Annotated in this window: 25 protein-coding genes; 12 read left to right on the top strand and 13 right to left on the bottom strand. The window is 66.7% G+C overall.

Annotated elements, in window-relative coordinates; translation table 11 throughout:
• Positions 1 to 58: 58 nt before the first annotated feature.
• From F3K02_RS16275 to F3K02_RS16265, 3 genes are all read right to left on the bottom strand, one after another.
• The gene (locus tag F3K02_RS16275) at positions 59 to 469 is read right to left on the bottom strand and encodes a hypothetical protein (protein WP_177136678.1); all 411 of its coding nucleotides are present in this window, start codon (positions 467 to 469) and stop codon (positions 59 to 61) included.
• A gap of 127 nt (positions 470 to 596) precedes the next feature.
• Positions 597 to 890: an acylphosphatase gene (locus F3K02_RS16270; RefSeq protein WP_177136677.1), complete on the bottom strand. Its 294-nt coding sequence runs from the start codon at positions 888 to 890 to the stop codon at positions 597 to 599.
• On the bottom strand, positions 887 to 1,663 hold the full coding sequence (locus F3K02_RS16265; protein WP_177136676.1) for a bestrophin-like domain: 777 nt from the start codon (positions 1,661 to 1,663) through the stop codon (positions 887 to 889). Before F3K02_RS16265 ends, F3K02_RS16270 begins: the two co-directional genes overlap by 4 nt.
• Before the next feature lie 146 nt (positions 1,664 to 1,809).
• Here F3K02_RS16265 and F3K02_RS16260 point away from each other — a divergent pair, with 146 nt between their 5' ends.
• Positions 1,810 to 2,169 carry a thioredoxin domain-containing protein gene (locus F3K02_RS16260; RefSeq protein ID WP_177136675.1) on the top strand — a complete coding sequence of 120 codons (360 nt, stop codon included), beginning with the start codon at positions 1,810 to 1,812 and terminating at the stop codon, positions 2,167 to 2,169.
• Here F3K02_RS16260 and F3K02_RS16255 read toward each other — a convergent pair.
• A complete protein-coding gene (locus F3K02_RS16255) occupies positions 2,166 to 2,375 on the bottom strand; it encodes a heavy-metal-associated domain-containing protein (protein ID WP_177136674.1) in 210 nt (69 codons plus the stop codon). The two genes, F3K02_RS16260 and F3K02_RS16255, sit on opposite strands and share 4 nt — an antisense overlap.
• Positions 2,376 to 2,705: 330 nt before the next feature.
• On the opposite strand from F3K02_RS16255, the gene F3K02_RS16250 reads away from it, so the two are divergent.
• Entirely contained in the window at positions 2,706 to 3,008 is a 303-nt protein-coding gene (locus F3K02_RS16250; RefSeq protein WP_177136673.1) for an RNA recognition motif domain-containing protein, read from the top strand.
• Between the two features lie 72 nt (positions 3,009 to 3,080).
• Here the strand turns inward: F3K02_RS16250 and F3K02_RS16245 are convergent, their stop codons facing one another.
• From F3K02_RS16245 to F3K02_RS16230, 4 genes are read right to left on the bottom strand one after another with little or no spacing between them, the layout of a single operon-like run.
• Positions 3,081 to 4,139 (bottom strand): bifunctional nicotinamide-nucleotide adenylyltransferase/Nudix hydroxylase, encoded by a 1,059-nt coding sequence (locus F3K02_RS16245; RefSeq protein WP_177136672.1) that lies wholly within the window; start codon positions 4,137 to 4,139, stop codon positions 3,081 to 3,083.
• A gap of 5 nt (positions 4,140 to 4,144) precedes the next feature.
• Positions 4,145 to 5,845, bottom strand: a complete 1,701-nt coding sequence (locus F3K02_RS16240; protein WP_177136671.1) for an NAD+ synthase — start codon at positions 5,843 to 5,845, stop codon at positions 4,145 to 4,147.
• Positions 5,842 to 7,044 (bottom strand): nicotinate phosphoribosyltransferase, encoded by a 1,203-nt coding sequence (pncB, locus tag F3K02_RS16235; protein WP_177136670.1) that lies wholly within the window; start codon positions 7,042 to 7,044, stop codon positions 5,842 to 5,844. The genes F3K02_RS16240 and pncB overlap by 4 nt, the downstream gene beginning before the upstream one ends.
• Before the next feature lie 13 nt (positions 7,045 to 7,057).
• A complete protein-coding gene (locus tag F3K02_RS16230; protein ID WP_177136669.1) occupies positions 7,058 to 7,921 on the bottom strand; it encodes a cysteine hydrolase family protein in 864 nt (287 codons plus the stop codon).
• Between the two features lie 112 nt (positions 7,922 to 8,033).
• Between F3K02_RS16230 and F3K02_RS16225 the strand changes: the two genes are divergently transcribed.
• Together F3K02_RS16225 and F3K02_RS16220 are read left to right on the top strand one after the other, a co-directional pair.
• A complete protein-coding gene (locus F3K02_RS16225; RefSeq protein ID WP_177136668.1) occupies positions 8,034 to 8,753 on the top strand; it encodes an NUDIX hydrolase in 720 nt (239 codons plus the stop codon).
• 129 nt (positions 8,754 to 8,882) lie between these two features.
• Positions 8,883 to 11,900, top strand: a complete 3,018-nt coding sequence (locus F3K02_RS16220; protein WP_177136667.1) for a calcium-binding protein — start codon at positions 8,883 to 8,885, stop codon at positions 11,898 to 11,900.
• 2 nt (positions 11,901 to 11,902) lie between these two features.
• Here the strand turns inward: F3K02_RS16220 and F3K02_RS16215 are convergent, their stop codons facing one another.
• Together F3K02_RS16215 and F3K02_RS16210 are read right to left on the bottom strand one after the other, a co-directional pair.
• Positions 11,903 to 13,201 carry an O-acetylhomoserine aminocarboxypropyltransferase/cysteine synthase family protein gene (locus tag F3K02_RS16215; protein WP_177136666.1) on the bottom strand — a complete coding sequence of 433 codons (1,299 nt, stop codon included), beginning with the start codon at positions 13,199 to 13,201 and terminating at the stop codon, positions 11,903 to 11,905.
• Between the two features lie 4 nt (positions 13,202 to 13,205).
• Complete coding sequence (locus F3K02_RS16210) at positions 13,206 to 13,673, bottom strand: CoA-binding protein (protein ID WP_177136665.1); 468 nt, start codon at positions 13,671 to 13,673, stop codon at positions 13,206 to 13,208.
• Positions 13,674 to 13,693: 20 nt separating this feature from the next.
• Between F3K02_RS16210 and F3K02_RS16205 the strand changes: the two genes are divergently transcribed.
• Both F3K02_RS16205 and F3K02_RS16200 read left to right on the top strand, forming a co-directional pair.
• Positions 13,694 to 13,930: an ATP-binding protein gene (locus F3K02_RS16205; RefSeq protein ID WP_177136664.1), complete on the top strand. Its 237-nt coding sequence runs from the start codon at positions 13,694 to 13,696 to the stop codon at positions 13,928 to 13,930.
• Positions 13,931 to 14,054: 124 nt separating this feature from the next.
• Positions 14,055 to 14,720 (top strand): nitroreductase family protein, encoded by a 666-nt coding sequence (locus F3K02_RS16200; protein WP_177136663.1) that lies wholly within the window; start codon positions 14,055 to 14,057, stop codon positions 14,718 to 14,720.
• A gap of 52 nt (positions 14,721 to 14,772) precedes the next feature.
• Here F3K02_RS16200 and F3K02_RS16195 read toward each other — a convergent pair whose 3' ends face one another.
• On the bottom strand, positions 14,773 to 15,192 hold the full coding sequence (locus F3K02_RS16195) for a MarR family winged helix-turn-helix transcriptional regulator (protein ID WP_177136662.1): 420 nt from the start codon (positions 15,190 to 15,192) through the stop codon (positions 14,773 to 14,775).
• A gap of 156 nt (positions 15,193 to 15,348) precedes the next feature.
• On the opposite strand from F3K02_RS16195, the gene F3K02_RS16190 reads away from it, so the two are divergent.
• From F3K02_RS16190 to F3K02_RS16175, 4 genes are all read left to right on the top strand, one after another.
• Positions 15,349 to 17,259 carry an FAD-dependent monooxygenase gene (locus tag F3K02_RS16190; RefSeq protein ID WP_177136661.1) on the top strand — a complete coding sequence of 637 codons (1,911 nt, stop codon included), beginning with the start codon at positions 15,349 to 15,351 and terminating at the stop codon, positions 17,257 to 17,259.
• Positions 17,260 to 17,373: 114 nt separating this feature from the next.
• Positions 17,374 to 17,721, top strand: coding sequence for an NIPSNAP family protein (locus tag F3K02_RS16185; RefSeq protein WP_177136792.1), 348 nt, complete (start codon positions 17,374 to 17,376; stop codon positions 17,719 to 17,721).
• On the top strand, positions 17,718 to 18,062 hold the full coding sequence (locus tag F3K02_RS16180) for an antibiotic biosynthesis monooxygenase (protein ID WP_177136660.1): 345 nt from the start codon (positions 17,718 to 17,720) through the stop codon (positions 18,060 to 18,062). The genes F3K02_RS16185 and F3K02_RS16180 overlap by 4 nt, the downstream gene beginning before the upstream one ends.
• A 5-nt stretch (positions 18,063 to 18,067) precedes the next feature.
• The gene (locus F3K02_RS16175) at positions 18,068 to 18,760 is read left to right on the top strand and encodes an ArsR/SmtB family transcription factor (RefSeq protein ID WP_177136659.1); all 693 of its coding nucleotides are present in this window, start codon (positions 18,068 to 18,070) and stop codon (positions 18,758 to 18,760) included.
• Positions 18,761 to 18,781: 21 nt separating this feature from the next.
• On the opposite strand, the gene F3K02_RS16170 is transcribed toward F3K02_RS16175, so the two are convergent.
• The gene (locus tag F3K02_RS16170) at positions 18,782 to 19,714 is read right to left on the bottom strand and encodes a LysR family transcriptional regulator (RefSeq protein WP_177136658.1); all 933 of its coding nucleotides are present in this window, start codon (positions 19,712 to 19,714) and stop codon (positions 18,782 to 18,784) included.
• Between the two features lie 99 nt (positions 19,715 to 19,813).
• Here F3K02_RS16170 and F3K02_RS16165 point away from each other — a divergent pair, with 99 nt between their 5' ends.
• Both F3K02_RS16165 and F3K02_RS16160 read left to right on the top strand, forming a co-directional pair.
• Positions 19,814 to 20,143, top strand: coding sequence for a nuclear transport factor 2 family protein (locus F3K02_RS16165; RefSeq protein WP_177136657.1), 330 nt, complete (start codon positions 19,814 to 19,816; stop codon positions 20,141 to 20,143).
• Complete coding sequence (locus F3K02_RS16160; protein WP_177136656.1) at positions 20,140 to 20,922, top strand: SDR family oxidoreductase; 783 nt, start codon at positions 20,140 to 20,142, stop codon at positions 20,920 to 20,922. Before F3K02_RS16165 ends, F3K02_RS16160 begins: the two co-directional genes overlap by 4 nt.
• A gap of 44 nt (positions 20,923 to 20,966) precedes the next feature.
• Here F3K02_RS16160 and F3K02_RS16155 read toward each other — a convergent pair whose 3' ends face one another.
• Positions 20,967 to 21,842: an alpha/beta fold hydrolase gene (locus F3K02_RS16155; protein ID WP_177136655.1), complete on the bottom strand. Its 876-nt coding sequence runs from the start codon at positions 21,840 to 21,842 to the stop codon at positions 20,967 to 20,969.
• Between the last annotated feature and the right edge of the window lie 54 nt (positions 21,843 to 21,896).

The following is a 21,896-nucleotide window of genomic DNA, read 5'->3' as shown; positions in this document are numbered from 1 at the left end:
TCGGCATTGGAACCAATGCCAGCCAAAGGGCCTCGGTATCCCCGGGTTTATCCGCACGTCATGCGGCGTTCAAGTGGTTGTGCCACTGATACGCATTGACGCGGGGCTTGTTCCTGAAAGCGTCGTCGGGACGACGGCACTCCTCTGGAGCCACGAAGAACACCGTCCAATCGCCATAGTAAGCGCCCTCGAAGTGGATCATGTCCTCCACCACCTCCAGATCGACGGCGAGATGCCCTGAGTTGCAGCAGATACGCGCGTCTTGCCCATTCACAAATTGCAGGTGGATGTACGCCATGTATGTGGTGTGGCAATAGTTCAGTGGGCCGAGCACAGGTCCGGCGAAACCCCAATCGTCCATGTCTTCTTTGCGGCTGTTCCGACCATGGAAAAGACCGAGATACATGCCGGGCTGCGTCGGTCGCGCGCCGTACTGAAGGCGTTGCGGGGTTGTGTTTGTCGGGCTCATAGCGTTCCTCATGCGGTGAGGAACGGAGACTATTCAAAAGATCCTCACCTGACACCCAGGGCATTGCCTGGGGTGACACAAACCAGACCGCAGTCCAGGATGGGAGCGCAGAACGCCTCTTGCCAACCTACACCGTCTCCCGCTGCTCAAACCCGTCGAGCACCTCCCCGCTCTCGACCTCGGTCACCTCCACCCCGTTCACCCGCGCCAGCTCCGGTCCGCGTTGTGCCCAGTTGATCAGCGCTTGCACCGCATCGACCGGGCCAGTGGCCAGCGCCTCCACACTGCCGTCCAGCCGGTTGCGCACCCAGCCGCTCAGGCTCAGTGCATTGGCCTGCTGCGCCATGTTCCAGCGGTAGCCCACGCCCTGCACGCGGCCGGTGATGCGCAGGTGGCGGGTGATGGGGGTGGTGTCGGTCATGGGGAAGGCTGGGCCATTTGCGCGATGGGTGCGGGCGAGACGAAGGACGGGGTCTGGAAAGGGTTGCCCTGCATGAGCACGATGGCGGCGGTGGGCGCGGCGGCCACGGCAAACAGCACAATGGCCACGGTGGCGGCGCGCAGTTGCTCGACGTGCACGATGGCGATAGACACCATGGTGAGCAGGCCGAGGAAGGCCATGCCCATCCACTTGAGCGGGTTGACATGCATCTGGCTCAGGGCGATGCGCTGGTCGCGGTCGTTACGCAGGTGGACGACGGCGCCCAGCATGAGGCTGTGCACGCTGGCGCTGGCGGCGTGCGCCATGGCGGGGCTGGCGACGAGGCTGAGCAGGTGGTCGGCGCTCTGTTGCGCGGCGGGGCTGCTGCTGCGGTGGGCGAGCTGCTGCCATTCAGAGGCGGTGGCGGCGGCGTGTTCGCTCACCGCGGCGCGCAGCGCAGCCTGCGGCACCTCGGGCAGGCCGCGCGCGAGCGCATCGAGCGTGCGCAGGCTGTCGGCTTCGCGGTAGACGGCGCTCATGGCGCGGTCGTGGGCGCTCCAGGTGTCGTTGGCGATGAAGGCCAACGTGAGGCCGAACAACACGCCCAGGATGTTGAGGAAGGGCGGGACGACGCCGCTGAGCGTCAGCATGCCCGCGCGCCAGCGCGGCGCGGCGAGCACGCGCAGCAACAGCAGGGCGGCAACGGCGGTGCCGATCAGGGCGACAGCGGCGTAGGCGTAATGGTCGTAGATGGCGAGGCGGGTGGGTTCCATAGGCCAATCATGCGCGAGTGGCCAAGGCCCTTCAAGCGCGGCGCGGTGCACATGACGCTGACCCGCAGCTGGAACGCGGCCCGATCCGATTGGGGCGCGGGTATGCTCCCCGCTCGTTTCAATGATTGTGCTCGGGGGTCTGGATCGTGTGGGCTGTTTGTCTTTGTGCGGATTGGTGCAGTGCCTGCCGGGCTTGGCGTCCGGTGATGGCGGAGCTGGCCGCGCGGCATCCGGAACTGCAGTGGCGCTGGCTGGACGTGGAGGACGAGGCGGAGCTCATGGACTCGGTCGGGATCGACATCGAGACCTTTCCCACGGTGCTGCTGTGCCGTGAGGACCGGGCGCTCTTCATGGGCGCGATCCCGCCGCAGGCGGAGGCCCTGTTGCTGTTGATGGACCGGCTGGGTGGGGTGGGGGCAGCGCCTGCAGGCATCGGTGGCCCGGCGGCGGCGCTGGCGGCGCATCTGTGGGGCCGGCAGGACGGGCCGGAGATGTGTGCGGTCTAAACCGGCTGCGCCTCAAAGCCGGCTTCCTGCAACTTGGCCGCGATGTCGTCGGCCGAAATCATGGCGGTGTGGCTGACCCAGGCCGTGTGTTCGGCGAGGTTGACGTCGGCCTGGTTGACGCAGGGCAGGTCTTGCAGTTCGAACATGACGGCGTCGGCGTCATCTTGCGTCTGCAGGGTGGGGATGTGGAAGGTGGTTTCGGGCATCCGGGTCTCTTTCAAACTGATTGCAATATAAATTTGCATTTATATTTACTATTAAATATAATACCGGCTTGGACTGTGTTCGGTGGCATCCGCCAACCCACACCGCCCAGCCGGTGGCACCTCAGGCCCCGGTCAGCGCCGACGCCATTCGGTCGCGATGTTCTGTTGAGCTGCAGACAACCCCACCATTCAGCTTCGCGCAGGTTCGCAACGGCTCAGGCCTTGTGCATCTTCGCAAAACCCGTTCCTGCGGTGTCCCTCGGACGCCGCTCATTCATGCGCTGTCGGGCTCGGCCTGGCTGGAGCGCAATTTCTTTGAAAGGCTCTGTCATGAGCACCAAACTTTACGTGGGCAACCTGCCTTATTCCATCGACGACGCCATCCTGCGCAACAACTTCACGGAGTTTGGCGGCGTGACGTCGGCCAAGGTCATGATGGACCGCGACACGGGTCGCTCCAAGGGCTTCGGCTTTGTGGAAATGTCCACCAGCGAACAGGCCGAGGCCGCGATCCAGAGCCTGAACGGCATGTCGGTTGACGGCCGCTCGATCGTGGTGAACATCTCGCGCCCGAAAGAGCCGAGCACCGGCGGCTACGGCGGTGGTGACCGCGGCTCGCGCGGCGGCTACTGAGCACTTGTCGCTCTGATTCTGAAAACCGGCCTTCTGGCCGGTTTTTTTTCGTCTGCGCCGGGCGCAAGCGGGTCACGTTCCGGTGAGGCCCAGGAAGCTGTCGAGGATGTGGAAGTGGTCGTCGTGGAAGCGGTCTTCCATGGCCGCGAGCTCGCCGATCGGCACCCAGCTGGCGGACATCGCGTCGTCGCTGCCGCTCACCTCGGGCAGGCGGCGCGCGCCCAGGTCGAAGTGGTGGGCGTGGGTGATGACGCGGCCGCGCTGGCTGCGGTCCGGGTGGTCGAACACGCGCACGCCTTTGAGCGCATGCGCGATGTCGCCGGGCAGCAGGTGCAGGCCGGTTTCTTCCTGCAGCTCGCGCAGGGCCGACTGGTAGACCGTCTCGCGCTGCTCCAGAAAGCCCCCGGGCAGCGCGTACAGGCCCTTGCCGGGCGCACGGCCGCGCACGATGAGCAGCACATGGCCCGCGCATTCGATCAGCGCGTCCACCGTGACGAACACGGGCGGGTAGGGTGCGCTGGCCCAGAGTGCGTGCTCGGCGCGCAGGCTGGCCCATTCGGCCGCTAGTTCGCGGTAGCAGGGCAGCTGCGCCCAGGCGCGCAGAAAGCCGAGCGTGGACGGCGGCGCCTGGCTGACCAGGGCCGCGAGTGCGGGCTCCAGCGGTTCACCAGCGGCACCGAAGAAGGCGTCGCGCAGGGTGCTGGAATGCATGTCGCCCTGGCTGCCCACGTCGTCGAGCAGCCAGCCGGGGAAGTCGCTCAGGTACTCGCTGGTGGCGTCCTTGCGGTGGCCCACGAGCACGGTCTGGCCCGCGGGCAATTCGCCCAGTTGCGCCCGCACGCCCTCGCGCACCGCAGCGACCCAGCGCTGGCCATCGAAGTAGTCGCGCACGGGCACGAAGCCCACGCGCCCGGCCTCTTCGGCTGTCAGCGCCAGGCGGATCATCTCGACGCGCTCTTCCCACGTGAATGGGTTCTTGGGCGTGCGCGCCTGGAACGCCGAGCCGATGAAGATGACCACGCGAGGCGCGAGCAGCAGTGCGCGGCGGATGACCGCGAGCTGACCGAGGTGCAGCCCCTGGAAGCGGCCGATGCAGATGGCGCCGGTGTAGGTGTGTGTTGATGCGTTCATGGAACTCAAAAATGTTGGGCGGCGATGGGCATCTGGCGCCCCGAGCCAAAGGCGCGGGCACGCACGCGGATGATGGGTGGTGCCTGACGGCGTTTGTACTCGCTGCGGGCGACCAGGCGGCGGATGCGGTCCACCAGCGCCGCACCATCGGGCTGTTGCACGAGTTGGGCGACGTAGGCTTCGACCTGTTCGCGTTCCTCGTGGGCCAGGCCGTGGCCTTCGATCAGGTGCTTGAGCACCTCGTCGAGCACCTCGTAGGGCGGCAGGCTGTCGGTGTCCTTCTGGTCGGGCGCGAGCTCGGCGGAGGGCGGCTTTTCGAGGATGGCGCGCGGGATGACTTCGCGGTCCGCGGCCTGATTGAGATGGCGCGCGAGGGCGAACACCTCGGTCTTGTACAGATCACCGATGAGGCCGAGACCACCGTTGGTGTCGCCATACAGCGTGCAATAGCCGACCGACATCTCCGACTTGTTGCCGGTGGTGAGCAGCAGGTGTCCCCAGGTGTTGGAATATTCCATGAGGATGGTGCCGCGGATGCGTGCCTGCAGGTTCTCCAGCGCCAGGCCTTGCAGCGGTGCGCCGAAGGCGGTTTCGAAACCGGCGCTGTAGCCCTGCACGAGATCGGCAATCGGGTGGCGAAACAGGCGCACACCGAGACCGTCGCACAGGGTTTGCGAGTCGTCCACCGAACCCGCCGAGGAGTACACCGAGGGCATGGTGATGGCGGTCACGCGATCCGGGCCGAAGGCTTCGGCCGCGAGCGCGAGGGTGATGGCCGAGTCGATGCCACCGGAGGAGCCGACCACCGCCTGCGTGAAGCCGCAGCGGCGCGCGTAGTCGCGCAGGCCGAGCACGATCTGCTGGCGGTAAAAAGCCATGGTGGGCAGGCCTTCGCAGGGCACGGCGGGCAGGGACTCGCCATCGGCGGCCTTGAAGCCGTGGGCGTCGATCCGCAGCGTGGTCACGTCTTCTTCAAAGCGGCGCGCTTCGAACACCACGCCCGCCTTCGGCTCGACGGCGAAGGACGCGCCGTCGTAGACCAGCTGGTCGTGACCACCGACCTGGTTAACGTACAGGATGGGCAGGCTGTTGCGGCGGCTGGCGGCGGCGAAGATCTGGTGACGCTGCTCGCGCTTGCCGATGTGGGACGGGCTGGCGTTGATGGAGATCACCACGTCGGGTGCGGCGTCGCGCAGGCGGTCGAACGGGTTGACGGCGTAGGCGCTGCCGTCGTCGTTCCAGCCGTCTTCGCAGATCAGGAAACCGACCTGCTCGGTGCCGATGCGCAGCACCTTGGCCACGTCGGGGCCGGGCTCGAAATGGCGGCGCTCATTGAAGATGTTGTAGGTGGGCAGCAGCTGCTTGGCGTATTCGAGCAGCACCTCGCCACCGCGCAGCACGCGCAAGACATTGCGCAGCGGCTTGCCCGGGCCGGCGTGCGCCGCGGGCAGGCCCACCACCCAGTGCATCGTGGGCATCTGGCGCGAGGCCTGGAGCAGGGCTTCGAAGCCCACGGACACCCGCGCCATGAAGTGGGGTTCGTCGAGCAGGTCGCCGGGGTAGTAGCCGGTGAGCGAGAGCTCGGAGAAGACGACGAGGTCGGCCGCATCGTCGCGGGCGCGTTGTGCGGCGGCGATCATCTTGCGCACGTTGCCATCCATGTCGCCGATGGTGACGTTGAGCTGGGCCAGGGTGACCTTGATCATGAGTCCTCCGCAAGGATGGGCACGTTGAACACCTGGCGCAGGTAGGCAAGAAAGGTCTGGTCGTCGCACAGGGTCTTGCCCGGCGAGTCGGAGAGTTTGGCCACGGGCTGGCCGTTGGCGCTGGTGAGCTTCATGACGATGTTGAGCGGCGTGAGTCCCACGTCGTTGGTGAGGTGGGTGCCGATGCCAAAGCCCAGGTTGGTGCGGTTGCCCAGCGCGTGGTAGAGCGCGAGGGCTTTGTTGATGGTGAGGCCGTCGGAGAACACGAGGCGCTTGGTGTGCGGGTCGATGCGGAGCTTCTGGTAGTGATCCAACGCCTTGTTTGCCCACACCAGCGGGTCGCCCGAGTCGTGGCGCAGGCCGTCGAAGAGCTTGGCGAAATAGAGGTCGAAGTCCGAGAGGAAGGCGTCCATGCCAACCACGTCGGTGAGCGCGATGCCGAGGTCGCCCCGGTACTCCTGCACCCAGTCTTCGAGCGCGGCCTTCTGGAAGTCGCGCAGGCGCACGCCCAGCGCCTGGTAGGTCTGCAGGTATTCGTGGGCCATGGTGCCGATGGGCACGAGGCCGAGATCGCGCGCGAGCAGCACGTTGGACGTGCCCTTGAAGAACTGCGGCGCCTGGGCCTGGAACGCGGCCACGACCTCGCGCTGCCAGCTGCGCGAGAAGCGGCGGCGCACGCCGAAGTCGAACAGCTCGAAGGGGTGGCGCAACGGCGCTTCGTTGCCCAGGGCGCGCAGCTGGTCGAGCTTGGCGTGCAGTAGCAAACGCCCTTCGGCTTCGGCGGCGGCACGGTCGAAGCGGCGGAAGTAGAGCTCGTTGACGATGGCGAGCACGAAGATCTCGAACGCCATCACGTGCACCTGAGGGCCGCGCGCGACGATGCGCAGCTGGTCACCTTCGGCGCGCGCTTCGATGAAGTTGCGCTGGAAACGGAAGATGCGCAGGAAGTCGACGAAGTCGCTCTTGATGTAGCGCAGGCCGCCGATGTAGGCCAGCTCGTCTTCGCGGAAGCTGAGCGCGCACAGGGCATCGAGCTCGGCGTTCACCTGCGGCAGCAGCTCGGCCAGCGGGTAGGTGGGCTGGTTGCGGCAGACGAAGCTGTACTCGGCCTGCGTCTGCGGAAAGCGGTGCAGCATGGTCTGCCACATCGTGTACTTGTAGAGGTCGGTGTCCAGCAGGCTGGTGATGACGGGTTCCATGGAGACTCCTGACTCAGGCATTCGCCTGAAGAAGGGGAAGGACTTCGGCGCAGGTGGCGCTGCGGGCACCCTGGCGCTGCATGTCGTCGAGGAAAGCCTGCGCCTGTGCTTCGAAGCCGGCTACCGGACTCATGGCGTCAGTGACCAGCAGCAGTTTGCCCAGCTGGCGCGAGGGCAGGTATTGCGCGATGTGCTCGGTGGTGGCCTTGACGCAGTGGCTGCTGGCTTCGCCCGCGATGACGATGAGATCGGCCTCGTCCAGCTGCGCGATGAGATCGCGGTTGAGCTGCGTGTCGGGGTCGGAGGCGTCGGGCACCTCCGCCTGCATGGCGCTGTAGTGCTCGGTCCACGGGTTCGTTCCCTTGATGATCTTCTGCACCACGCCCAGGCGCTGGTCTTCCCAGCGGTTGTAGGCGGCCTTGACGGCGGGGTGCACGTTGTGGCCCCAGCTGCCGATCTCGCAGTGCACCGGCCACACCATGAGCGTGTATCGGCCAGCCTGCTCCAGCGCGTCAAGGTAGGCCTGGGTGCGGGGCAGCGCGGCGGGGTCGCGTGGTGCGTAGCTGCCGGCGCGCACCTGCGCGGCGGTGATGGCGGTGAAGGGGCTCACGGCCTCGCCCGCGCCGGTCTGCCAGAAGGTGGGGTGGGCGATGTCGTAGCGCTGGTGCGAGTCGAGCGTGACGACAATGCTGGAGAGGCCGGTGCCGCCCGCGTCGATCAGCGCGGCCAGGCGCAGCATGTCGGCGTGTGCGCCGCTGACCGGCAGCGCGGGCGCGGCCAGCGTGTTGCGCCCCGGGTCGGGCGCGCGCCAGGCCTCGGGCAGGTCGCAGAAGTCGTTCTGCGGGTCGATGATCAACAGGGCGATGGGGCGGGTCATGGCGTGCTCCTGGGTCGATGGCAGGGTAAACGAATCGGCTGTTTTGTTTTTGAGTTGTACTGTACAACTTATATGGGTTGTATAGTACAACTCAATCAAACGGTGTCAAGACATGTCTTCTTCTCGTGTGGTTTTCAAGACAACGGCTTTCGAGCGGCCGCTGGTCACGGTCGATGTGGTCATCTTCACGGTGATGGCCGAGCAGCTGTGTGTGTTGCTGGTGCGACGCCCCGAAAGCGACGGCGAGCCCTACCCGGCGCGCTGGGCGCTGCCCGGCGGCTTTGTCGATGTGGACCGCGACGCCTCGCTGCTGGCCTGCGCCGAACGCAAGCTGCGCGACAAGACCGGCGTGGCCGCGCCCTACCTGGAGCAACTGGGCAGCTGGGGTGACGCGAAGCGCGACCCGCGCGGCTGGTCCAGCACGCACGCTTACTTTGCGCTGATCCCGCAACCCGAGGCGGTCGACGCCAGCGCCACCACCACCACCGAGTGGGTGCCCTGCGACCAGGCCGCGCGCCGGCGCCTGGCCTTTGACCACAACACCATCCTGAGCACCGCCATCGAGCGCCTGCGCAGCAAGGTGGAATACACCTCGCTGCCCGCTTTTCTGCTGCCCGAGCCGTTCACGCTGCCACAGCTGCAACGGGTGTACGAGGTGGTGCTAGGCCGGCCGCTGGACAAGAGCGCGTTCCGCAAGCGCATGCTGGACGCAGCCTACCTCGAAGAGGTTGGCATGGTGACCGGCGACCACGGCCGGGCCGCCATGGGCTACCGCCTGCGCGAACGCGATCAGGCCACGGTGTTCCCGCGCACGTTCAAATCGGGCGAGTGAGCGGCGTCAGGCAGCCACCGCGCAATACAGCGCCTGGTCGATCTCCGGCCATGCTCGGACGCAGGACAGGTCACGAGTGGATGCTATGCTTATTCAAAAGTAACCATCTGCAACAGGGAGGATATCCACATGGATGAGAACGCAACCACGTACTGGTCGATTCAAGCTGATCAATTGGTGATGGCGCCCCCATTGGGCCCCCACCAGGTCGTTCTGACCTATGTGGACAACTGGGTGGATCCGCTATCGGGCATGTATCTGGGCGGCGGCTTTGTACTCAGGGTTTTGGGATCGAACGCTGCTCAGTTCCTGACACCGGGTCAGATTGGGTCCATCACCTTTGCAGACGGCACCACCTGGAACGAAACCGAGTTCCCGCAAATGGCCACGGCGTTCATGCAAACCATGCCCGGACAGACGTTTGTGGGTGGCTCCTGGGGTGCCGACTACCTGCAGGGCGGCTCGGGCAACGAGACCTTGTTGGGCAACGACGGCAACGATGTGCTTGACGGCGGCGCCGGCAACGACTGGCTCGACGGTGGCTATGGCTCCGACACCTATGTGCTCAAGGCCGGAGGTGGCTCCGACACGGTCATCGACTTTGCCGGCTACCAGGACAACAACCGCATCGTCGTCGCACCCGGCATCGGCCCGGATCAGGTGGCCCTGTTCTGGAGCGAGGGTGGCCCTGACCCGCTGACGGGTCAGTACATCCCCAGTGGTTTCGTGCTGCGCCTGCTGGGCTCGAACGACGAGCTGCGCTTCCAGCCCGATGGCATCAACGAGGTGCTGTTCAGCGACGGCAGCACCTGGAGCGCAGCCGATTTCCCGCAACTGGCCACGGCGTTCATGCCAGCCATGCCCGGACAAGATTTCCTGGGAGGCTCCTGGCAGGCCGACTACCTGCAGGGTGCAGGTGGGAATGAAACCATCGTGGGCAACGACGGCAACGATGTGCTTGACGGCGGTGCCGGCAACGACTGGCTCGACGGTGGTTATGGCTCCGACACCTATGTGCTCAAGGCGGGTGGTGGCTCCGACACCGTTCTGGACTTTGCCAACTACCAGGACAACAACCGCATCGTCGTCGCGCCGGGCATCAGCCCAGACCAGGTGGCCCTGTTCTGGAGCGAGGGTGGACCCGATCCGCTGACGGGGCAGTACATCCCCAGTGGCTTTGTGCTGCGCCTGCTGGGCTCGAATGATGAGATTCGCTTCCAGCCCGATGCGGTCCAGGAGGTGCTGTTCGGCAATGGCACGGTCTGGAATTCGGCGCAGTTCCCGCAGCTGTCCATGGCGTTCATGCAAGCCATGCCCGGACAAGATTTCCTGGGTGGCTCCTGGCAGGCCGACTACCTGCAGGGTGGCTCCGGCAACGAGACCTTGTTGGGCACCGACGGCAACGATGTGCTTGACGGCGGCGCCGGCAACGACTGGCTCGACGGCGGCTACGGTTCCGACACCTATGTGCTCAAGGCCGGTGGTGGCTCCGACACCGTTCTGGACTTTGCCAACTATCAGGACAACAACCGCATTGTCGTCGCGCCGGGCATCAGCCCAGACCAAGTGGAACTGTATGTCCAGGACCACCACGTCGACCCCATCACCGGTCAGACTGTGTTCCAGCTGCAGACGGTGCTGCGCCTGTCCGGCACGCAGGACGAGATCCGTTTCCTGGACGACACGATCCAGTCCATCGTGTTTGCCGACGGCACCCGGTGGGGACGGGAAATCATCCAGGCAGCAGCACTCAGGCCCAACAGCGGCCCGACCGGCGAAGTGCTGGTGCAGGGCGAGGCTGAAGCGGGGCAGACCCTGCTGGCCTCGCACACCCTGGCCGATGCCGACGGCATGGGCACCGTGCACTACCAGTGGCGGGTCGACGGCAACGCCATCGAGGGCGCTACCGAAGACCACTACACGCTGAGAGCCACCGACGTGAGTCAGACCGTCGATGTGGAGGTGCGCTATGTCGACGGCTATGGAGCGCTGGAAGCCGTGACCAGCGCGTCAACGGCTCCGGTGGCCCCCACCAACCTGAACTGGACCGGCAGTGCCGGCGCCGACATCTTCATCGGGAGCCTGGGACATGACACCCTCAACGGCCAGGCAGGCAACGACACGCTGACCGGCCGCAGCGGCAACGACGTGCTGATCGGTGGTGCAGGTGTGGACCGCCTCGATGGCGGCGATGGTTCAGACCTGTATCTGGTGTCCATCGCATCGGAGCACACCGCAGCCGAGTTTGCGGACTCGGGCACACAAGGCGTGGACGAGGTCCGTTTCGCAGCAACGGCCAGCAGCACGCTCACACTCTACGCGGGTGATGCGGGAGTGGAGCGTGTCGTCATCGGTACCGGCATCGGCGCGGAGGCCATCAGCAGCGGCACGCTGAGCCTGCATGTGAACGCTGCCGCCGTCGGCAATGGATTGACGATGGTGGGCAACGCTGGGAACAACCGACTCACCGGCACGGCCTTTGCCGATACGCTGGACGGCTGCCTGGGCATCGACACCCTGGTGGGCGGCGCCGGCAACGATACCTACTGGGTGAACCACGCTTCGGATGTGGTGAGCGAAGGCACCGGCGCTGGCACGGATACCGTCATGGCCACCGTCGGATTCACCTTGAGCGGGAATGTTGAACGCCTGACGCTGCTGGGCACCGCTGCGCTGAACGGCAACGGCAACACGCTGGACAACTGGTTGATCGGCAACGAGGGGGCCAACCTGCTCTCCGGCCTGACCGGCAACGACGTGCTGGACGGTGGAGCGGGAGCAGACAAGCTGAACGGGGGTCGGGGGAACGACGTCCTCACCGGCGGAGCCGGCAACGACGTGTTCCGCTTTGCCGACACCTTGGGCTCCACCAACGTCGACACGGTCACCGACTGGGCTGTGGGTGACCGCTTCGAGCTAGAAAACGCCATCTTCACCAGGCTCACCTCCACCGGCGCTTTGGCGAGCACCCGTTTCGCCGCCAATGACATGGGACGCGCCATGGATGCCAACGACCACGTGGTCTACAACACCACCACCGGCGCCCTGAGCTACGACGCCGACGGCAGCGGCGCTGGTGCCGCGGTGCAGATCGCCACGCTGGTGGGGATTCCAACCCTGTCAGCTGCGGACTTCACCATCACCTGACCTCAGGTTCCGGGCCTTAAGGCGGTGGCCCGCGCCAGCGCCTGATCGATGTCCCACAGGATGTCGTCGATGTGCTCCAGTCCGACCGAGATGCGCACCATGTCGGGCGGCACGCCGGCCGCGAGCTGCTGGGCCGCGTCGAGCTGGCGGTGGGTGGTGCTGGCGGGGTGGCTGATGAGGGTGCGCGTGTCGCCGATGTTGACGAGGTGGCTCATGAACTGCGCGCTTTCGATGAACTTCACGCCTTGGTCGAGCCCACCTTTCACGCCGAACGCGAGCAGGCCCGAGGCGCCGCGCATCTGCTTTTTCATCAGCGCGTGTTGCGGGTGGTCAGGCAGGCCGGGGTAGTTGACCCAGCCCACGCGCGGGTCGTCTTTCAGGTACTGCGCGACGGCGAGCGCGTTGCTGCAGTGGCGCTCCATGCGCAGCGGCAGCGTCTCCACGCCCTGCAGGATCTGCCAAGCGCTGGTGGGCGAGAGTGCGGCGCCGAAGACGCGCAGACCTTCCATGCGGCAGCGCATGGTGAAGCCGAAGTCGCCAAAGGTCTCGTAGAACTTCACGCCATGGTAGCCGGGCGAAGGCTCGGTCATGCCGGGGAATTTGCCGTTGTCCCACGGGAATTTGCCGCCTTCAACGACCACGCCGCCGAGCGTGGTGCCGTGGCCGGCGAGGTATTTGGTGGCGCTGTGCACCACGATGTCGGCGCCGTGTTGCAGCGGGTTGCAGAGGAAGGGGCTGGGCACGGTGTTGTCCACCATCAGCGGCAGGCCGTGCGCGTGGGCCACGTCGGCCACGGCCGCGATGTCGAGCACGACCATGCTCGGGTTGCCCAGCGTTTCGGCGAACACGGCGCGCGTGTTCGGGCGGAGGGCGGCGGCGAAAGCGTCGGGGTCCGTCGCGTCCACGAAGCTGGTCTCGATGCCGAACTTCTTGAGGTTGACCGCGAGCATGGTCACGCTGCCGCCATACAGCGCGCCGGCCGCGACCACGTGGTCACCCGCCTGCAGCAGCGTGGTGAGCGCGAGCGCTTCGGCCGCCATGCCGCTGGCGGTGGCCACCGCCGCGCGCCCGCCCTCCAGCGCCGCCACGCGTTCTTCGAGCGCGGCGACGGTGGGGTTGGAGAGGCGCGAGTAGACGTTGCCGAAAGTCTGCAGGTTGAACAGGCTGGCCGCGTGTTCGGCGCTGTCGAAAACGAAGCTGGTCGTCTGGTAGATCGGCAGGGCGCGCGCGCCGGTGGCGGCGTCGGGGATCTGGCCGGCGTGGATGGCCAGGGTTTCGGGCTGGAAGCTGCGGTCGGCCATGGTGTCAGCCCTGCTTGGGTCGGTGGGCCGAGATGACCTGGGTGTTCACCCCGGCCCAGTTGAGCCCGCCGAAGAGGCGCGCGTGTTCGATCTTGACGCAGCGGTCCCACACCGAATCGAGCCCGCCTTCGGTGGCGATGCGATCGGCCTCTTCGCTCATCAGGCCAAGCTGTTGCCACAGTGTTTTGGCGCCGATGGCGACGGCGCTGCGCGCCACGGCCGGGATTTCTTCGGCCTTTCGGAACACATCGACCATGTCGACCGGGAAGGGAATGTCTTCCAGCCGCGGATAGCTCTTTTCGCCCAGGATTTCCGGGTAGCGCGGGTTCACCGGCACGATGCGGTAGCCGTGCTCCTGCAGGTACTTGGCGGCGAAGTGGCTGGGGCGGTGCCATTCGGCCGAGAGGCCGACCACGGCGATGGTGCGGTCGCGCGCGAGGATGCGGCGCAGGGTGGGGATGTCGTCTTGCATGGTGCACACACAATAACGGCATGGCGACCGAACGCAAGGCCCTGCCTGTCATCAACCCGACGCGCTGCACCGGCTGCGGCTGGTGCGTGGGCGTGTGCCCGCCGCACGTGCTCTCGCTGGAGACGGCCCCGAACTGGCAGAAGAAGAGCACGCTGCACGACGCCGCGGGCTGCACCGGGTGCGCAAAGTGCGTGGTGAAGTGCCCCTTCGACGCCATCACGATGGTGCGTATACCCGATCCAGCCGATTCGCGCTGAGCGCCCGCCACTCGGGGCGGCGCAGCGCCGTCTCCTGCGCGACAGCCGACCTCATTTGCTGCAATGCAGCAAGATGGCCCATCCGCCCACGCTGTGTGGGCGCCACCCCCATCGGAGAAAACCCATGAGCGATCTGTCGTCACCCATCCACGCCCCCGTCCTGCTCGACAAACTGCAGTGGCGCTACGCCACCAAAAGAATGGACGCCACCCGGGCCGTGCCGAAAGACAAGGTGGACCGCATCGTCGAAGCCGCGCGCCTGGCGCCCACCTCCAGCGGCCTGCAGCCCTACGAGATCATCATCGTCACCAGCAAGGCCGTGCGTGAGCAGATCCAGCCCATCGCCTGGAACCAGGCGCAGATCACCGATGGCTCGCACCTGCTGGTGTTCGCTGCCTGGGACAACTACACGCCCGAGCGCATCAACCACATGTTCGACCTGACGAACGAACAGCGCGGCAACACCAACGAAGGCTGGGAAAACTACCGCCAGATGCTGCTGAAGAGCTACCCCCAGCGCGACGCCGAGGTGAACTTCCAGCACGCCGCCCGCCAGGCCTACATCGGCCTGGGCGCCGCGCTGATCGCCGCCGCGTTTGAAGAGGTGGACAGCACGCCGATGGAAGGCTTCGACCCGGCCAAGCTGGACGAGATCTTGAAGCTGCGCGAACGCGGCCTGCGCAGCGTCGCGATCCTGCCGCTGGGTTACCGCGCCGACGAAGGCGACTGGCTGGTGAACCTGAAGAAAGTGCGCCGCCCGCTGGAGCAGTTCGCGACCGAAGTGAAGTGAAGTGATGTGATCTGACCGCGCCGCTGGCCACGGCGCGGCCGGCTCGGTGCGGCTACTGGCCCACGGCCTGCCGGGCCAGCTTGAGAAAACGCGCGCGGTCGGCGTCGCCCAGCGACGGCAGGATGTCGTCCTGCAGGTTCCGCACGACCGGGACCAGCGCCTTGAAGATGCGTTGCCCTTCGGGGGTCAGCGACAGTTCGCGCGCCCGGCGGTCCCGCTCGCTGACGACGCGACGCACCCACCCCTTCTGTTCCAGACGCTCGATGACGCCGCCGATGGTGGCGCGGTCGTAGGCAATCATTTCGGCCACCCGCGCCTGGTCCGTGCCGGGCTGGTTGTGGATCGCGTCGAGCGCCGCAAACTGGATCGGTGTCAGATCAAAACCCGCCGCCTGCGTGCGCTGCACGAAGACCAGAGTGGACTGCTGGTGCAGGCGGCGGATCAGGTGCCCCGCCATGTCGAGTGAGTCCATCCTCTCGCTCCGTTTCAAATTTCTGGTTCACATCGGGTGCGCCGGTTGGCTCCCATTGATAAGTATACGTACCGTATTGACAAGGAATAGTAAGCATAGATATCATTTGCACACACACCGAATTTCATGGTGCGCTTCAAACCCAGGAGACAAGCAATGCAGTTCTACAAAGATGGCTTCCGCGGTGGTAGTCCCGACGTCAAGCAGGCCGCACCAGGCCGCCGCAACCGCGGCGTCAACGAACCCCTCCCGGAAAAGGTCGACGTGCTGATCGCCGGCACCGGCCCGGCGGGCCTTTGCCTCGCCGCCCAGCTCGCGCAGTTCCCGGATATCGAGACCATGATCGTCGAGCGCATGCCCACCAACATCATCAAGGGCAAGGCCGACGGCATCAACACGCGCACCATGGAAATGTTCCAGGCCTTCGGTTTCGCCGACAAGGTCAAGCGCGAGACCTACTGGGTGAACCAGACCAACTTCTGGATGCCCGACCCCGTCAACCCGCAGCACATCAAGCGCGTCGGCCGGGTGCAGGACGTGGCCGACGACAGCTCGGAAATGCCGCACATCCTGATCAACCAGGCGCGGCTGCACGAGCTGTTCCTCGAAGTGATGAAGAACTCGGCCTCGCGCCTGGAGCCCGACTACAGCTGGGAGATCGTGAGCCTGACGGTGGACCCGACGACCGACGACCACCCGGTGACGGTGACGCTCAAGGACGCCAGCGGTGTGAACTGGTGGGCCACGCGCACGGTGCGGGCGAACTACGTCGTCGGCTGCGACGGCGCCCATTCGGCGGTGCGCAAAGCCATCGGCGGCGAACTGCACGGCGACGCCGCGCACCAGGCCTGGGGCGTGATGGACATCCTGGCCAACACCGACTTCCCCGACGTGCGCCAGAAGTGCCTGATCTCGTCGGCCAGCGAGGGCAACGTGCTGATCCTGCCGCGCGAGGGCGGCTACGTGTTCCGCATGTACGTGGAGCTCGACAAGCTCAAGGACGGCGAGAAAGCCGCGAGCCGCAAGTTCACGCAGGACGACATGATCGCGGCGGCCAACCGCATCATCAAACCCTACTCGATCGACGTGAAGGAAGTGGTCTGGTGGTCGATCTACGACATCGGCCACAGCCTCACCGACAAGTTCGACGACGTGCCCGAAGGCAGCGACCGCGCGCCGCGCGTGTTCACCGCCGGCGACGCCTGCCACACGCATTCGCCCAAGGCCGGGCAGGGCATGAACGTGTCCATGCAGGACACCTTCAACCTCGGCTGGAAGCTGGTGCACGTGCTGCAGGGCCGGGCCGACCCCAGCCTGCTGCGCAGCTACAGCAAGGAGCGCCTGACCGAAGCCAAGCGCCTGGTCGAGACCGACCACGAGTGGTCGCGCATCATGTCCGCGCCCACCACCCAGGCCGAGCGCGACGGCACGGAAGAGCCGCGCATCATCCGCCAGTTCAAGGCCAACCTCGAATTCACCGGCGGCACCGCGGTGAAGTACGACACCTCAACCCTGTTCGCACCGCCGACGCACCAGGCGCTCGCCCAAGGCGAAGAGATCGGCCGCCGCTTCCACTCGGCGCCCGTGGTGCGCCTGTCCGACGCCAAACAGATGCAGCTCGGTCATGCCGCCGAGGCCGACGCGCGCTGGCGCATCTACGCCTTCGCCGGCCAGGCCGACAGCTCCAACCTGGGCTCGGCGATCCACAAGCTCGCGGACTGGCTGGAGACCGATGCGAAGTCCCCGGTGGTCAAGCACACCCGAAAGGGCGAAGACATCGACGCGGTGATCGACGTGCGCGCCGTGTTCCAGCAGACCTTCGACCAGCTCGCCTACGAGCACATGCCCTCGCTGTTCAAGCCCCGGACCGGCCAGCTCGGCCTGCAGGACCACGAGAAGATCTTCTGCGTCGACCACAAAGGCGCGGGCGACATCTACGACATGCGCGGGATTGACCGCGAGAAGGGCTGCCTGATCGTCGTCCGCCCCGACCAGTACATCGCCAATGTGTTGCCGCTGGACGGGTTTGACGAACTGTCGGCGTTCTTTGCCGGGGTGCTGCGCTGAGGTAACGGGTTCTGGGTCTGGGCTGAGCACCCCGCACACTTCGGCGCAGACCGAAGCATGCGGGGGCCGGCCGGCCGCACAGTGGACACCTGTTCCACACCCGTGCCCGACGCCATGGCCGCCACCTCCATCACCTGCTTCATCCGCTACCAGATCGACCCGTTCCAGCGCGAGGCCTTCCGCCGCTATGCCGAGGCCTGGGGCCGCATCATTCCCCGCTGCGGCGGCGAGCTGCTCGGCTACTTCCTGCCGCACGAAGGCAGCAATGACATCGCCTGGGGCCTGATCGGCTTCGACAACCTCGCGGCCTACGAGCGCTACCGCGCCGTGCTGCGCAGCGACGCCGAAGGCCGTGCCAACTTCGAGATGGCGCAGGCGCAGCGCTTCATCCTTCGCGAAGAACGCACCTGGCTCGAAGACGTGGCCGGCACGGTCCACCAGCCCCGGCAGGTGGCGCCGTGATCGCGGTCATCTTTGAGGTCGAGCCGCACGAAGGCGCCGCGCCGGATTACCTCGACATCGCGGCGGCCCTGCTGCCCGAACTGCAGGCCACCGACGGCTTTGTGTCGGTGGAGCGGTTTGAAAGCCTCGCCCAGCCGGGCCGCTACCTCTCGCTGAGCTTCTGGCGTGACGAGGCCGCGGTGCGCGCGTGGCGCTGCCAGGCGCACCACAGGGCCGCGCAGCAACAGGGGCGCAGCGCCGTGTTCGCGGGCTACCGGCTGCGCGTGGCCACCGTGTTGCGCGACTACGGCCTGCTCGACCGCACGCAGGCACCCGCTGACTCGCGGGCTGCGCTACTCTGAGGGCCATGACTCGCACCCCGCACGAACCCCGCCTCGCCCGCGTGGCCGCCATGGTGGCCGACCCGGCGCGCTCGCGCATGCTCGCCTACCTGCTCAGCGGCGAATGCGCCAGCGCCAGCGAGCTGGCCAAGGCTGCGTCCGTGACGCCCGCCACCGCGAGCGGCCACCTGACCCAGCTGCTCGAAGCGCGCTTCGTGGTCTGCGAACCGCGCGGGCGCCACCGCTACTACCGCCTCGCCGACGCCGACGTGGCCCGCGCCTTGGAAGCCCTGGCCGTGGTGGCCGAACGCGGCGACCACGAGCAGCAATGGGCCTCGTCGCCCGAACGGGCTCGGCTGCGCGAAGCGCGCTGCTGCTACGGGCACCTGGCGGGGCGGCTGGGCACCCGGCTGTTCGACGGCCTGATGGCGGCCGATGGACTGCAGCCGGCGAGCAGCGGCTACACGCTCACGGACAGCGGCCGCGCGTGGCTGCTGAGGCTGGGTTTCGAGGCGCCCGAGCCCGGCAAGAAACGGCGCTACGCCTACCCGTGCCTCGACTGGTCCGAGCGGCGCGACCACCTCGCGGGCGAACTGGCCGACCGGCTGTACCAGCATCTGGTGGCGCAGGGCTGGGTGCGGCGGGGGACGGGAAGGGATGTGGCGGTGACGCCGGTGGGGCAGAGGGCTTTGGTGCCGCTGCTGGCACCAATACCTTGAGGTGCCACTGGCGGTGCCTGGTCACGCGGATCCCTTGGACCGTGGTGCCGGCTTGGCAAGGTCACGGTCCAGCAGGCACTCGATGAAAGCGCCCAGGATCGCAGCTTGGTGGTGCCGGTTCGAGTAATAGACGAACAGGCCCGGGCGCGTGATCGACCAGTCGGCCAGCACCTGCACGAGCTGTCCCTGGGCGAGGTACTCATCGACGCGCTCGCGGTCAAAGGCATAGGCAATGCCCAAGCCCTGCAATGCGGCGGCGACGCCGATGTCCGAGTGGTTGGTGACCAGTGGCCCGGACGCCGCCACCTCGATCCGCCGGCCCCTTTTCTCGAACTCCCACTGGTAGGCCCGGCCGTCGGTCTGCAGCCGCCAGTTGATGCAGGCGTGGTGATGCAGGTCGGCAGGTGATTGGGGCAGGCCGCGCCGCGCCAGGTAGTCCGGCGACGCCACCGCGACCATCTTCACGTCCGGCGTCAGGCGCACGGCGATCATGTCTTTCTCCAGCCGCCCGCCCACCCGGATGCCCGCATCGAAGCGGCCCGCGACGATGTCGCTCAGCCCGTCGTCGACCACGATGTCAAGCGTCACGTCCGGGAATGCGCGATGGAACCGGCCCAGCCGCGGCGCAATGATCTGCCGGGCCGCCATGCCCAGCGTGTTGATGCGCAGCGTTCCGCTCATCTGCCCCGCAGCCGCGCTGGCCTCGGCAACGGCGTCGGCCATCGCCCGGAACAGCGGTTCGATGCGGGCGTACAGCTGATCACCCGTGGCGGTCGGCGCCACGCTGCGCGTGGTGCGGTTCAGCAGCCGCGCACCCAGCCGGGCTTCGAGCTGGCGGATGGTCTGGCTCAGCGCCGAAGGCGACAGACCCAGATGCTCGGCGGCACGGGCAAAGCTGCTCCGCTCGACCACGGCGGCAAAGGCCTTCAGTTCGGCGTAGTCGGAGCCGCGCATTATGAATCCTTTGCTTAATAACGAATTCAAATTCTAGGTGATTCACTAATCTCTTCGGTGGTCGCATCCTTGGGCCTTCACCCACCAGGAGTCTTCACCATGACCGCTCTGAAACTTCCCGAACCCATCGCAGCCTACTTCTCGGCCGATCAGCAGAACCCCGATGCGCTGGTCCGTTGCTTCACGGCGCAAGCCACCGTGAAGGACGAAGGCCAGACCCACACCGGCCTGGACGCCATCCAGGCGTGGAAGGCTGCAGCATCGACCCAGTACGCCTACACGACGGAGCCTTTCGCCCTCGATCAGGACAACGGACATCACATCGTCAGCAGCCGGGTCGCTGGCAACTTCCCCGGCAGCCCGGTGAACCTGCGGTACCGCTTTCGACTGGAGCGCGGCCTGATCGCATCGCTGGAGATCACAGCATGAGCTTCGATCTCCAGCTTCAAGACATGCGCGCGCTGGTCTCGGGCGGCACCAAGGGCGTGGGCGCCGCCGTGGTGCGCGGTCTGCACGCGGCGGGCGTGCAGGTGATGACCACGGCGCGCTCCCTGCCCGCGACGGCCATCGACGGCGTGACTTACGTGGCGGCCGATCTCACCACGGCGCAAGGGGTGGCGGACGTGGCGCAGTCGGTCCTCGGCCAATGGGGCGGCGTGGACATCCTGGTCAACGTGCTGGGTGGCTCCAGCGCGCCGGGCGGCGGCTTCGCGGCCCTGGACGATGCGCACTGGTTCAACGAACTGAACCAGAACCTGATGCCGGCCGTGCGGCTGGACCGCGCGCTGTTGCCCGCCATGCTGGCCCAGGGTTCCGGCGTCATTGTTCACGTCAGCTCCATTCAACGTTTGCTGCCGCTTCCTGAATCGACGACCGCCTACGCCTCGGCCAAGGCGGCCCTGTCCACGTACAGCAAGGCGCTGTCGAAAGAGGTGACGCCCAAGGGCGTTCGCGTGCTGAGCGTCGCGCCCGGCTGGATCGAGACGGAAGCTGTCGTGGCGCTGGCCGAGCGGCTGGCCAGCCAGGCCGGGACGGACTACGAGGGCGGCCAGCGGATCATCATGCAGTCGCTGGGTGGCATCCCGCTCGGACGGCCCGCCAAGCCGGAAGAGGTCGCCGATCTGATCACCTTCCTGGTGTCCCCGCGCGCGGGCTCCATCTCGGGATCAGAGCACCTGATCGACGGTGGCACGGTTCCGACGGTCTAGGGCGCGGTCATCGCGGCCCCGCATCAAGGCTTGCACGGCGGCGCCTACGCCGCGTGGGCGCGAAGCCAGGCCACGATGTCGGCGGTCACCTCATCGCGGTTGCTCTCATTCAGGATTTCGTGGCGGGCGCCCGGGTAGAGCTTCACCGTCACATCGACCAGGCCCGCATCGCGGTAGCGCTGGCCCAGCAACTGGATCAGCGCGCCGCCACCCGCCAGAGGGTCGGCATCGCCGGAAGCGATCAGCACAGGCAGGTCGCTGCGGATGCCCGCCAGCAGCGCGGGATCGGCCACCCGGGGCGCGGGCGCGAACAAGGCAGGGATCACATCGGCCGGCACGTCCCACCCGCACCAGGGATCTGCCACGTAGGCATCCACCTCGGCGGCGTCGCGAGAGAGCCATTCGTATCCCGTGCGGTGCTCAAAACCTGCATTGAATGCCACCAGCCCGGCGGGCGCGTCTGCGGGCGCATTGGCCATGCCGGCGGCCAGCATGTCGAGCGCGGTTGAACCGGACAGCACCACGCCCGACCATGTCGATGCGTGATCGAGGATGGCCGCCTGCGCGGCAAACGATCCCATCGAATGCGCAAACAGAAACACCGGCAGGCCGCCGTGCTGCGTACGCAGCGCGGCGCCGAACTGGGCCACATCGGCAATCAGGCCACCGAACCCGGCCGCACCGAATTCACCCAGTCGCCCGTTGGCGGTGCGCCCGTGCCCACGGTGGTCGACCGCGTGGACCACGAAGCCGGCCGCGTTGAGCGCCCGGGCAAAGCGGTCGTAGCGTTCACCGTGCTCGGCCAGCCCGTGGGCGATCTGCACCACGCCGGTGGGTGGGCCGGCCACGTCGGCCCAGGTGTAGGTCGCGACCTGGGTGCTGTCTGCGTCGGAGAGGAAGGAGGAGGTTGAGGTGCTCATCGCTTCATTCTCACCCCGCAGACGTTCAGCCCGACCTAGTGAAAACGGCAGCAC

Source organism: Hydrogenophaga aromaticivorans (assembly GCF_013387465.1).
Classification (GTDB): domain Bacteria; phylum Pseudomonadota; class Gammaproteobacteria; order Burkholderiales; family Burkholderiaceae_C; genus Hydrogenophaga; species Hydrogenophaga aromaticivorans.
The sequence above is the reverse complement of the archived record's forward strand: the minus strand, read 5'-3'. Positions and strand labels throughout refer to the sequence as shown.